We start from the raw sequence: 12887 nt of genomic DNA, 5'->3' as shown, positions 1-12887 counted from the left end.
TTTTATTTTCGGAATGCGATATGAATTAGATTATCGGATTTTGACTCGCAGAACGGTAAAATATTTGGCGGATTACAAACTCGGATTTTATGGAGGAAAGGACTTTCGACTTTTTGAAACGGACATTGCTTTCATTCTGATTTTAATGCCAATCGGATTTTATTTCACATCTCGAAAGGTTAGCTCTCTGAAAAAAATAATCGGACTAAATCTAATCTATCTGATTTTAATTCCGACTTTTTACTGTCTTTATTGCTTTCTCGAAAGTCAGTTTATAAAAATAACAATAACGAATCCTATAATCAATGACGGAATTTTAAAATATCATCAAAATAATGTGAATTATAGAATGATTTTATTTTTAACAATAATCTCGACTTTTATTAGTGGAATAATAATCAAGAAAATAGCAAACGGAAAAAAGCCAGTTGCCAACAAAGTATAAGAAATAATGCTTAAATTTATTCCTTAATCAAAAGGTTAGTGCGCATTTGGTCACTCTGATTTTCCTACGGAAAATCCTCGGACACAAAAACGCACTATTCTTATACACAAGCGTTGGCAACAAGCAAAAAAATACGTATATGAGAAAAGATTTGGAAGAAGAAATTAGGAAGAAAAGAAACATACTGAAAGGAATTGGAATTTTAGAGATTATAGGAGGAATAACAGGAATAGGTTTAATAGTTTGGTTTCTTCTCCAAGGTTTTCAAATGAATTCTTACAGCGTTATTATTTTTTTAATAACAATATTATTTTATTCGTATTCAATCTTTGCTGGAATAATACTTTTCAAAAAAACTGAAAAAGGAATTTCTCATTCTTGGATTATTCAATTTATACAAATAATAGGAATTTCCTTTAATGGAATAACCTATATGTTTACCTCTGGAGGAAATTTTATGTTGGGTTATAATTGGACTGAAAATAATTTGACCTTTAACTTAGGAATTGCAAGTGAATTTGACTTGAGTATAAGTCAAGATATAAATAATTTTATTCAAATAAATTTAATAGCTATAGTTATAATTTACATTTTAGACAAAACACTGAAATCAATAAGTGAAAAAAATGAATTATTGAATAATTATTTTGAAAAAATTGATTTATAAAGCCTGTTGCCAACACCGTGTATAAAAAATTGCTATTTTTAGCTTCACCAAAAGTTGTTGCTTTTTTGCCAACTTCAGAATTTCCGTTGGAAATTCCTCGTTGTCAAATACGCAACTTTTCATAACACAAACACGTTGTGTGTCATTTAAGACACGTTACTCATTTAAAATTGAAACATGGAAATAAACCACGATTTATTAATAAACAATGTAATTCTAAAAAAAGGTACGTTTGAATACTATACTCATGACATACTAAATAATAAAGAACTTTTCGATTTTGTCAGAAAAACCATTTCGTTTAAAATTCACGCTTGGTATTCTGACTTTATTCAGAAAATAAATTCTGAAAACGCAACACTCGTAATTACGACCGACAATCAAATGATTTATTCAAAACTTAGTCTATTAAATGCAACGGACGATTTGAATAAAGATTTTGCAAACGTTTTTTAAATACTTCATCCCAAAAATTGTCTTTATATCCTATTATAGCTGATATGCTATGAACTAAATTTAATACATCTGACTGATTTAAACTTGGGTTTGTTTTTTTAATACATTTCTCTATTTCATCAATAGATATTTCACCTTTTAACTCTGGACTTTCTGGTAATTGTTTATTTTTAATGGCAACTGACATAATTCTCTTTACGCAGGAAAAGAATATTGAGTAACGAATAAAAACGCCACACAACACCGTATATAATTAATTGCTAGTTGTTTCCACTTTGGAAACTTATTGCGTTCCTCTTTTATATTGCTTATTTTTAAAGTTAATATTAAATTCACGCAACTAATTATATACAAGAACGTTGTGTACAATACAAACTATAACATAGAGGGCGGTAGACCGAAACTTAATAAATGACAGATAAAGAGATAGACGATTTAAATATAATACTAAACGAACTTTCGGAATATAGTGCAATAGTGGATATAAATAATTTTCAAGAGTACCAAAGTGGAAATGTATTTGGTTTTTCTGAAACTCACGAAAAGGAGGAGTATTTCAGAAAGTTAATGCTAATATTCGAGGAATTAAAATTAGCAGAGGTGAATATTAGAAATACTACATTGATACCTATCGGAACTAAATGTATAATTTTTAAAAATAATGGAGGATTTAAACAGTATTTTAAAAATATCGAAATAGAAATAGAATTAAAAAAACAGAATAATATAAAGCAAATTAAAAAGAAAGAAAGAATTGAAAAAATTGAGAAATTTCAAATAGACGAATTTGAATACAAGAAAAATATTAGAGAGCAAAACGATAAAATAAGAAAATTAGAATTAAAACTAAAGCATATAAATATACTAAAAGAATATGGATGGATTCTTGGAGTTTTTATTATAGTTGTGGAAATATTAATCGAATTAGGAAAAATGCTATTTTCCTAAATACAATATATAATCCTATAAAAGCAAATATAGTTTTAGACCATTCATTTACTTCTTTACAAAAATTTTCAGATTTAAACCAATTCATAATATAAAATAGTAATATGGAATATGTAATAACAGTAAGAAATAAACGAAAACCTGAAAAACATTTTAATGTAGTTTTAGAACACAAAACAAAGGTTGAAAATAAAATAAAATGGAAAGAACAAGAATATCTAGTTAAAGAAATTATTATTGTTAATCCAGATGAAAATATAATTGAACTGAAATGTATTAATATAACTAAACCTAAAAAAAAATTAAAGTTAACAACTACTTGGAGTTAAATGAATTTTCAAGGAAACTTAAATATATATCACAATCTTTTTTAAGTTTATTTACAGCTTCTTTTAATTCATCTAAATTTTGATCTGAATAAAACTCTGTAATAAAAGGAAAGTTAAAAGAATTAATTTGCTTTAATCTTTCATCTAAACATTGGGATTGGGAAAAATACTTAAATTTATTTGTACGGTTGTTTGAATTATCTGCATCCATAAGTACTGTACACAACATAGTATATAATAAACAAGGGGTACAAGTTGCTTTTTTAAATTAATTAATATTTATTTATTTTTTCAATGCCCGAAATAGTAAGTTATTCTAACCCTTGCTTACCATATACTTAGCACGTTGTACACAATACCCCAAAAATGCCGAGAATCGAACTTCAAACTGAAATAAAAGCCGACAGAAATATCGTGTTTGACTTGTCGCGAAGTATCGATTTGCACAAAATATCGACTGAACAAACTAATGAAGAAGCAATCGCTGGAAAAACAAGCGGATTAATTGGAATGAATGAAAGTGTAACTTGGAGAGCTAAACACTTTGGAATCTATCAAAAACTGACTTCCAAAATAACGGAATATGACAGACCGAATTACTTTGCGGACGAAATGGTTAAAGGAGCGTTTGCGAAATTTAAGCACGAACATCACTTTTCGGAATCGAATGGCGGAACCTTGATGACTGACTTTTTTGACTACAAATCGCCTTTTGGAATTTTAGGAAAGTTAGCTGACAAGCTCTTTCTGAAAAAGTATATGACCGAATTACTAATTGAAAGAAACCGAATTGTAAAAGAGTTTGCGGAGTCTGAAAAATGGAAAGAAATTATAAATGAATAAAGTACTGTGTACAACAATGTATAACCGCAATTACGGCGGATTCGACTACGTCCGAATCCACTCGGAATTGCTAACGCCAGTTCTAAACCGAAAATAAACGCATATTAACCCGTAACTGACGGTTATACGAGACCGTCAGACTGTCTCAAAAAGCACCTAATTCACCTTAAAAAAAGTGTCTAAATATTCGATTAAATAATTGATATTCAGTATATTTATACATGGAATATTTACAAGGAGAACTCAGAGGACAAACTGTACTTTTTAAAACTTGCATAGACGATATGGTACCAGAAGATAATACTGTACGTCTAATAGATCAGTTTGTCGATTCATTAAACCTAGAAGAAATGGGGTTTAATGTTCTAGCATCTAAAGGCAGACCGCCTTATAATCCCGCAGATTTACTGAAACTTTATATCTATGGTTATATGAACCGGATGAGAAGTTCTAGAGTGTTAGAAAAGGAATGTCGACGTAATATTGAGGTTATATGGTTAATGAAAACCTTAAAACCAGACCACAATACCATTGCCCGCTTTAGAAAAGATAATCCTAAAGCTATAAAACGTGTATTTAGATTTAGTGTTGAGTTGGCCAAGAACTTTAATTTAATTGGCGGTGTTTTGATAGCTGGTGATAGCACGAAGCTCAGAGCACAGAATAGCAAGAAAAACAACTACAATAAAAAGAAGATAAAACGTCATTTGGATTATATCGACAAGAAGTTAGAAGAGCATAATGCAGATCTTTCCAAAGCTGATGGTGATAAGAAAGAAGAAATAGAAAAGCAAATTAATAAGCATAAGAATCAACGCCAGAAATATGAGGCTCTTCAAAAAGAACTAGAAAAAGACAAAACTACAGAGAATCCTCAAATTTCAACCAGTGACCCAGAAAGTAAACATCAAATTGTAAGAGGATCAATAACAGAAGTATGCTATACTGCCCAAACTACAGTAGATGCAGAACACAAGTTACTAATTGACTATAAAATCACCAATAAGAATGACAAAAAAGCCATGGGTGATATGCTCAAGCGAGCTAAAGATATTTTAAAATCTAATGAGTTTACTGCGCTCTATGATAAAGGTTACCATACAGGAAGCGAATTCCACACAGCAGATCAACTTGGTATAAAGACTCTAGTAGCGATTCCAGCAATAGGCAGAAAAAGTCAAGCGCCAAATCCAGATTATAATGCAGAATATTTTGTTTACAACAAAGAAGAAGATACTTATACTTGTCCAGAAGGTCATACTTTAAAAAGCAATGGATCACATTATAAAGGTAGAAATTACACCTTTAAACAATACAAAACCAAAACTTGTAAAAGCTGTCCAGTTAGAGAGCAATGCACTACTTCAAAAGCTAACGGAAAGGTTATTCAACGTAGTCAATATACAGAGCATATAGAAAACAATGCCAAACGTATAAAAGAAAGTGGAAACCTTTATAAAAAAAGACAGGCTTTGGTAGAACACCCCTATGGAACGATAAAGCGTGGTTGGGGTTTTGATCACATCATGACCAAAAAAGGTATTATAAGAGCTAGTGCAGACTTTGGATTGATAGCTTTAGTTTATAATCTAAAACGAATTATGAATATAGTCAGTTTTAAGGACTTATCGGATAACTTTAAAAAGGTAATAGAGGCTTTATTATCGGGTATTTTTAGCATATTAAAGCCATATAATGCTGTTATAATAAAAATTTAAAGTCTTAAAACGTATTTGAGTAAAAGAGCAAAAATCTCAATTAGTTTTCAAAAAATACATTTAAGAACTCTTAAAATTGATAATTTTGGGTATTTTTGAGACAGACTGCCGTTGGCAATAATTAAAAATGAATCCGAGAAGTCTGAAAATATTCGAAAAGAAAAAAGGAATTCATATTTCCCCTGAAAATATTGTTGCAATTTCTTGGACAATTGTAATATTTCTAATTTACTTTTTAAAAGCAACGTACGAATTTAATTTTGAGGGTTGGGAAACGGGAATTTTAATATTTGGAACAATCTATATTATCGGACTTATGATAAGCACTTTTTTTAGATATGAAAGAGAAATAGGGAAATATTCTGGAAAACTAACTTTTTGGAAAGACCGAATACAAATTGGAAATAAAGAATATAAAATTGAACAGATAAATAAGATTGAATTTAATGCTTACGACATTAAAGGAACGTTTGTTAATTCAATGTTGGAATTTTCTCCTCATTTATCAAACGGACTTAATAATCAGTTTTCATTAATACTGAAAAATGGAGAGAAAATAAAATGTAATTTTTTACAAACTGAATCTGAAAAAATTGAATTTTTTAATGAAATTTTTATTTATTATTACAAAAAAGGAATTATTAGTTGGTTAAAGCTTTTGGAAATTCTAAATATTGAAGATTATAATGAAATTCAGAAATTTAAAAAAGAAATAACTATTGCCAACACCGTACAAAATTAATTGCTTGCTTTTTGCTTACTTACGAAAATCCTCGCGGATTTTCTTTGTGAGTAATTATTTATTAACTTTATTGCTTAAACACAGCAACTAATCCTGTACAAACACGTTAGCAACAATTACAAAAAAAAACGACCAACTTTGAATTTAAAACATAAATATAGAACTCTAATTATAGGCGGAATTGTCACAGTCCTATATCTATTGTTGACGTTTATCGGAGAAAAAACGAACGATGGACTGTTTATCTTAATGCTATACTTTCCTGGATTATTCTTCGGAATTGGAATTGCAATTGCCTTGAAAAAGGCATTAAAGGAAAAAACTGGGCTATTACTTGTAGTATGTCTATGTATATCATTCTATTTAACACTTATGTACGCAACTAAAAACTCTGAAATCTTATTAGAGTTTAGAAGTAGAACTCTTGGTGGATTTGGAGGATTACTTTCTTTAATAATTATTCAACTAAATGCGAAATTAAGATTCAAACCCATAGATTATATTCTTGGAGTTATTATCGGAATTATTGCGACATATAAGGAGGTTTTATCTGGTTTAGAGATTTATCCTTTATTCATTGCAATTGGATTATGGCAGTTTGGAATCTTATTTATTATAAATAGACGTCAAATAATCGAGAATAAAACAGTTGCTAACACCGTACAAAATTAATTGCTTGCTTTTTGCTCACTTACGAAAATCCTCGCGGATTTTCTTTGTCAGTAATTATTTAGTAAATATATTGCTTAACCAACGCAACTAATCTTGTACAACAACGTTACCCAAAATTTACAAATCCAAGAAAATGTTTTTAAATGAATAAAAAAATTGAAATTTCAATAAGTAAAAAGAAAGTATTATTAAATATTCTTGGTTCAATTGGGTTTGTAGCTTTAGGAATATGGATGGTAGTTTCTGAAAAAGAATCTGAATCTAATCAGATTTTAGGAATCTTAGCCATAATTTTTTTTGGTTTCACTTTAATAATTGGAATAAAAAAATTATTTGAAAAAAATTCTGGATTAATTATTGATTCAAAAGGAATAACCGACTATACTAACTCTAATAGTATTGGATTAATTGAATGGGAAGATATTATTGACATCAGAATTATTGAAATAATGTCTATCAAATTTATATTAGTTGACTTGGAAAACTCTGAAAAATATATCAAAAAAGCGAAAAATTCTCTTCAATCGAAACTTATGAGAAAGAATTTGAAAGATTATGGTTCACCAATTACATTAACGACAACAAATCTAAATTGTAGTTTTAAGAAATTGGAAAAACTAATTATGAATGAATTTGAACGAAACAATAACTTTGGGTAACAACGTGTATTAAAAATTGCTAGATTAGTGCTTAATTAAAAGTAGTTGCTTTTTTATAAACTTCTATTTTCCTTCGGAAAATAGCCGTTCATTTAAAACGCAACTTTCAATACACAAACAAGTTGTGTACAATACAAACTATAACATAGTGGGTGGTAGACTTAAATTGAATGAAAAGATACAATATACTTACTGATATAAATTTAAAATTACTAAATGAAAGTGATTCTAAAAGAATGTATGAATCCGATTTCATAAATGAAGAAGGTGTAAAAATTGAAAGTTGGGATATGCAAACTGAACTACTTTCTGAATACATGAAAAGTAAAGGATTGATTACTCTTAATGGAGAAGTTTGTCATATAAATAGTTTTGGAGAAGAAGTATTAGAAAAGGGAGGTTGGTTACAATATCTTAAAAAACAGAATAAAAAAGAGGATAATAATGAAATTAAAAATATACGAAAAGAAGTTCAAGAAGAAATAATCCGAAAGGGAACAATCGAAAGTTTTGAATATGGAAAGTGGGGATTTTACTTAGCTATTATTGCTCTAATAGTGTCGATACTAACGCTATTATTGAAATAATTAAAGCAACTAAACTTGTGTAAAATCTGAATTTTGGACTTTCGAAATCTATTTTTTTTAACCAACTCATAATATAAAATAGTACTATGGAAATACTTAACAAGCAATTTAAAATTTTAGAATTTGAATTTAGCCTAAGTCAATTAGAAAACTCGACCGAATTAATTACTAATACTTTTTGTGAATCAGAAATATATTCCAAAAAAGAATATAACGAAAATAAAGTTTTTGATTACGGATTAAGGTCAAGAACACTGATTACCAACAAAACTAATAATAATAAAGTTTTTGTTTATGAATCTGAGTTAAGAGCCAATCTTAAACCAATACATGATAAAACATCTACTTCTGGAATACTAGATTTTGTAAAAAAAGCATTTTCAAATCACGAAAAATATTTTTTTGAAAATAAATCCAAAGAATTAAAAATAAATAATATAAATATTCAACATGAAATTAATTCTTATTCTTTAAATGTATTTAGTCATTTAAAGAATCATGGCTTGAATTACTAGTTGCCCCCATAAACATCGGAGGAAAAACCATAACACGTCCGTTTTTTTTTAAAGTAATGTTATTTTCTTTACAATATTCCTTAAATTCGTCTGAAACATCATTTGGCATCTGAATAGTACTGTACACAACATAGTATATAATAAACAAGGGGTACAGGTTGCTTTTTTAAATTAGTTAATATTTATTTATTTTTTCAATGCCCGAAATAGTAAGTTATTCTAACCCTTGCTTACCATATACTTAGCACGTTACCCAAAATTTACAAATCCAAGAAAATGTTTTTAAATGAATAAAAAAATTGAAATTTCAATAAGTAAAAAGAAAGTATTATTAAATATTCTTGGTTCAATTGGGTTTGTAGCTTTAGGAATATGGATGGTAGTTTCTGAAAAAGAATCTGAATCTAATCAGATTTTAGGAATCTTAGCCATAATTTTTTTTGGTTTCACTTTAATAATTGGAATAAAAAAATTATTTGAAAAAAATTCTGGATTAATTATTGATTCAAAAGGAATAACCGACTATACTAACTCTAATAGTATTGGATTAATTGAATGGGAAGATATTATTGACATCAGAATTATTGAAATAATGTCTATCAAATTTATATTAGTTGACTTGGAAAACTCTGAAAAATATATCAAAAAAGCGAAAAATTCTCTTCAATCGAAACTTATGAGAAAGAATTTGAAAGATTATGGTTCACCAATTACATTAACGACAACAAATCTAAATTGTAGTTTTAAGAAATTGGAAAAACTAATTATGAATGAATTTGAACGAAACAATAACTTTGGGTAACAACGTGTATTAAAAATTGCTAGATTAGTGCTTAATTAAAAGTAGTTGCTTTTTTATAAACTTCTATTTTCCTTCGGAAAATAGCCGTTCATTTAAAACGCAACTTTCAATACACAAACAAGTTGGCAACAAGCAAAAAAATACGTATATGAGAAAAGATTTGGAAGAAGAAATTAGGAAGAAAAGAAACATACTGAAAGGAATTGGAATTTTAGAGATTATAGGAGGAATAACAGGAATAGGTTTAATAGTTTGGTTTCTTCTCCAAGGTTTTCAAATGAATTCTTACAGCGTTATTATTTTTTTAATAACAATATTATTTTATTCGTATTCAATCTTTGCTGGAATAATACTTTTCAAAAAAACTGAAAAAGGAATTTCTCATTCTTGGATTATTCAATTTATACAAATAATAGGAATTTCCTTTAATGGAATAACCTATATGTTTACCTCTGGAGGAAATTTTATGTTGGGTTATAATTGGACTGAAAATAATTTGACCTTTAACTTAGGAATTGCAAGTGAATTTGACTTGAGTATAAGTCAAGATATAAATAATTTTATTCAAATAAATTTAATAGCTATAGTTATAATTTACATTTTAGACAAAACACTGAAATCAATAAGTGAAAAAAATGAATTATTGAATAATTATTTTGAAAAAATTGATTTATAAAGCCTGTTGCCAACACCGTGTATAAAAAATTGCTATTTTTAGCTTCACCAAAAGTTGTTGCTTTTTTGCCAACTTCAGAATTTCCGTTGGAAATTCCTCGTTGTCAAATACGCAACTTTTCATAACACAAACACGTTACCACACATTGACCAAAAATGACGAAAAAACAACGAAAGATATTTTATACATTAATTTTCTTCATTGGAATAATATTAATGTATTTTCAGATAGAAATTTATCGAAATACATTTATTAACTGGAAAATTCCTGCATCAATAATTACAATAGTCGGAATTTTGAGTTTTTTAGCGGATTTTAAAAATTACAAGCGGACTTATGAATATAGCGGATTTGAATTATATTTATATTCTTGGATGCATTACATAATTGGATTTGGATTTATTGCTTGCTCAATCTTTATGCTGACAAATTTTTATTTTGCTGGAAAAGAAGTAAAAACTGAAAATTATGAAATTATTGGACGAACTACAATTCGTGGAACAACTAAAGGTAGAACAGATAAAGAACAACCAGTATTTATAATAGTTTATAAGGGGAAAAGCAAAGAATTGGTATTCAAAAACGAATATTTTGAGAAAATGAATTTATACAAAAATGTTGAATTTGAAACTCGGAATGGACTTTTCGGATTTGATATTTTAGAAAATAAAAAATTGAATTAATTAAACGGCGGAAAAAAAAACGTGTGGTAACACCGTGTATTAAATATTGCTATATTTGGTTAAACTAAAACTTGTTGCTTCTTTGCAAACTTATGAATTTCCTACGGAAATTCCTCGTTCACAAAAACGCAACATTCATTACACAACAACGTTACCTGTAAGCTAAAACAACGATGATACAAAACCATATTACAGTAAAAAATAGACATTTGAACTTCGTGAAAACTGTTTGCGAATCTGAAATAGTTTACGCTTTAAAAAATAAAAAAGGATATGCAACTTCAACTTCTGTACATTATGATGATGAAGATGGAAATCCAATTGGAATGATTTGTTTTTGGGCGGAAAAAGTTAGAGCGAAATCTTGCATAAAAGATGGTTGGAAAAAATATCAAGTTGTTGAAATTAAGTTGTCTGAATTTATGGAAAACTTTTGTGTCGGAATGGAAAATGATGGACTTTTAATCGGAACTCAATTCGACCAAAATATGTTCGGATTTGAATCTGAACCTTTAGACTTGATAATCGAATTAATTACTGAATTGAAAACGCTTGAAAAAAATTTAGATTTTAAGAAATATAATGGAATTGAAGATTTGGAAAGACAAACGAAATCTGTAATGAACGAATAAAGCCTACAGGTAACAGCGCATAACAAAAATGGCGAGATTTGTGATTGAAACGAAAATTTTGGTATTTTTAGAAACTTAAAGTTTAACCGAAAAGATTGCGCATTTTAAGTCGCCACTTATGTTATGCGCGGACCGTTGCAAGTAATAGCGGAAACCACTCAAAATCGAATAATTTTCGGTTCGAAACTCTTGAGTTTTAAAGTGGAAAAAATGGAATTTTAAAAGTACTGAACAGTCTCTCGCTATTCAAAAATTCATTTCGGAATTTTAGCTTGTTTGTGGAATTTTAAACGTGTGAATTCACTCAAAGTCGGAAACCAAGATTACGGAATTCTTACTCGAAATCGGAATTAGCAAGTTTGCGGAATTTAGCAAAATACGGGAAATCTGAATGCTAAAAAAAATCACTCAAATGCGGAATTTTAAAAAGCTTGAAAACAAATAAATCGGAATTAAAAACTGAAAAAAAAATACTACTTGCAACACCGTGTATAAAAAATTGCTACTTTAGTGCTTAATCAAAGTTAGTTGCAATTTTGCGTACTTCTGAATTTCCGTTGGAAATTCCTCGCACACAAAACCGCAACTTTCCATAACACAAACACGTTAGCCACAAGCTGAAAAAATCGAGAATGACAGGAACTTTAGTACAAATTATCACAATTACCGCTTTTGGAAATGAATTTTTGAGAAACGGAAAACTGACTGAATTTTATCCTGAAAACTCGTCTTTTCAATTTTGCGATTTTGTAGATTTTAGAGAAATTAAGAAAAAGAATTTTTTCACAGCAAAGAAGGAAATAATCACAGCAAAAAATCCATTAGATTGGTTTGGAAATCTTAAAAAAAATGGTTGCACTAAACTTCGTCTATTTCATCAAACTGAAAAGGAAAACGACCATCAATTGGCCGGATTTGTTGGCGGAGGTGGAAATTGGTTTATAGAAACTGTATATCCAAACCACTCTGATTTTTGGATTGGTAATTGGAATCACGACAAAAATTTGACTGAAAAACCTTGGCAAGTGACATATGGGAAAGCAGTCGAAAAACAGCCAACTCGAAATCAACAATTTGACTTAAAAACGACACGTAACGAACTAAATAGCATTCTTGAAAAAATAACAGATTTTGCGTTTAAAGAAACAACTGAAAATTGGGGAAATATATTTGAGAAAGCCAAAGAAACCTTGAATTCAGAAAAACCAGAAGTCGACTTTTATCACAACGATTTAATAAGTATAAAGAATTATGACTTACAAAATCGTCAGTTACTTTTATCCGCAAGTAAGGCTTTTGTTTTTGGCGGAATGGGCTCTTGGAATGATATGGGATTTGAGAATGAAGAAACGAATAAAAAATATAATGAACTTTCAACAGAATTGTATAACACAATGAATCAAGCGATTGTTTGTGCTATAAATAATGACCGAATAGAAAAGCCAGTGGCTAACAATGTATAAAAATAATAAGGGTTAAGTGCCGAACCCAAAGTTGGTACATATTAACAAAG

The 12887-nt window shown here is 28.8% G+C and carries 16 protein-coding genes; 15 read left to right on the top strand and 1 reads right to left on the bottom strand.

All coding sequences use genetic code 11. The annotated features are described in order from the left end of the window. Positions 1–596 precede the first annotated feature (596 nt). A complete protein-coding gene (locus K8354_RS16260; protein ID WP_223443036.1) occupies positions 597–1112 on the top strand; it encodes a hypothetical protein in 516 nt (171 codons plus the stop codon). A 400-nt stretch (positions 1113–1512) separates the two neighbouring features. Here the strand turns inward: K8354_RS16260 and K8354_RS16255 are convergent, their stop codons facing one another. Beyond that, the gene (locus K8354_RS16255; protein ID WP_223443059.1) at positions 1513–1755 is read right to left on the bottom strand and encodes a hypothetical protein; all 243 of its coding nucleotides are present in this window, start codon (positions 1753–1755) and stop codon (positions 1513–1515) included. 224 nt (positions 1756–1979) lie between these two features. Between K8354_RS16255 and K8354_RS16250 the strand changes: the two genes are divergently transcribed. The 14 genes from K8354_RS16250 (at position 1980) to K8354_RS16185 (ending at position 12837) form a co-directional block, all read left to right on the top strand. Further along, positions 1980–2516: a hypothetical protein gene (locus tag K8354_RS16250; RefSeq protein WP_223443056.1), complete on the top strand. Its 537-nt coding sequence runs from the start codon at positions 1980–1982 to the stop codon at positions 2514–2516. Positions 2517–2620: 104 nt separating this feature from the next. Continuing rightward, positions 2621–2845 carry a hypothetical protein gene (locus K8354_RS16245; protein WP_223443054.1) on the top strand — a complete coding sequence of 75 codons (225 nt, stop codon included), beginning with the start codon at positions 2621–2623 and terminating at the stop codon, positions 2843–2845. Between the two features lie 366 nt (positions 2846–3211). Then, positions 3212–3688 carry an SRPBCC family protein gene (locus K8354_RS16240; RefSeq protein WP_223443052.1) on the top strand — a complete coding sequence of 159 codons (477 nt, stop codon included), beginning with the start codon at positions 3212–3214 and terminating at the stop codon, positions 3686–3688. 221 nt (positions 3689–3909) lie between these two features. Next, positions 3910–5406, top strand: a complete 1497-nt coding sequence (locus tag K8354_RS16235) for an IS1182 family transposase (RefSeq protein WP_223443050.1) — start codon at positions 3910–3912, stop codon at positions 5404–5406. A 127-nt stretch (positions 5407–5533) separates the two neighbouring features. Then, the gene (locus tag K8354_RS16230) at positions 5534–6148 is read left to right on the top strand and encodes a hypothetical protein (protein WP_223443048.1); all 615 of its coding nucleotides are present in this window, start codon (positions 5534–5536) and stop codon (positions 6146–6148) included. 372 nt (positions 6149–6520) lie between these two features. Beyond that, the gene (locus K8354_RS16225; protein ID WP_223443046.1) at positions 6521–6820 is read left to right on the top strand and encodes a hypothetical protein; all 300 of its coding nucleotides are present in this window, start codon (positions 6521–6523) and stop codon (positions 6818–6820) included. 143 nt (positions 6821–6963) lie between these two features. Further along, on the top strand, positions 6964–7479 hold the full coding sequence (locus K8354_RS16220) for an STM3941 family protein (protein ID WP_223443039.1): 516 nt from the start codon (positions 6964–6966) through the stop codon (positions 7477–7479). 170 nt (positions 7480–7649) lie between these two features. Further along, positions 7650–8066 (top strand): hypothetical protein, encoded by a 417-nt coding sequence (locus K8354_RS16215; protein ID WP_223443045.1) that lies wholly within the window; start codon positions 7650–7652, stop codon positions 8064–8066. An 86-nt stretch (positions 8067–8152) separates the two neighbouring features. Then, a complete protein-coding gene (locus K8354_RS16210) occupies positions 8153–8581 on the top strand; it encodes a hypothetical protein (RefSeq protein ID WP_223443042.1) in 429 nt (142 codons plus the stop codon). Between the two features lie 286 nt (positions 8582–8867). Next, a complete protein-coding gene (locus K8354_RS16205) occupies positions 8868–9383 on the top strand; it encodes an STM3941 family protein (protein WP_223443039.1) in 516 nt (171 codons plus the stop codon). A gap of 160 nt (positions 9384–9543) precedes the next feature. Next, the gene (locus tag K8354_RS16200) at positions 9544–10059 is read left to right on the top strand and encodes a hypothetical protein (protein WP_223443036.1); all 516 of its coding nucleotides are present in this window, start codon (positions 9544–9546) and stop codon (positions 10057–10059) included. Between the two features lie 155 nt (positions 10060–10214). After that, positions 10215–10742 (top strand): RnfABCDGE type electron transport complex subunit D, encoded by a 528-nt coding sequence (locus K8354_RS16195; RefSeq protein ID WP_223443031.1) that lies wholly within the window; start codon positions 10215–10217, stop codon positions 10740–10742. A gap of 218 nt (positions 10743–10960) precedes the next feature. Next, positions 10961–11374, top strand: a complete 414-nt coding sequence (locus tag K8354_RS16190) for a DUF2750 domain-containing protein (RefSeq protein WP_223447714.1) — start codon at positions 10961–10963, stop codon at positions 11372–11374. Positions 11375–12006: 632 nt separating this feature from the next. Next, entirely contained in the window at positions 12007–12837 is an 831-nt protein-coding gene (locus K8354_RS16185; RefSeq protein ID WP_223443029.1) for a hypothetical protein, read from the top strand. Positions 12838–12887 lie beyond the last annotated feature (50 nt).

Source organism: Polaribacter litorisediminis (assembly GCF_019968605.1).
GTDB classification, from domain to species: domain Bacteria; phylum Bacteroidota; class Bacteroidia; order Flavobacteriales; family Flavobacteriaceae; genus Polaribacter; species Polaribacter litorisediminis.
Note: the sequence above shows the minus strand (reverse complement) of the source record. Positions and strands in the feature narration are given on the sequence as shown.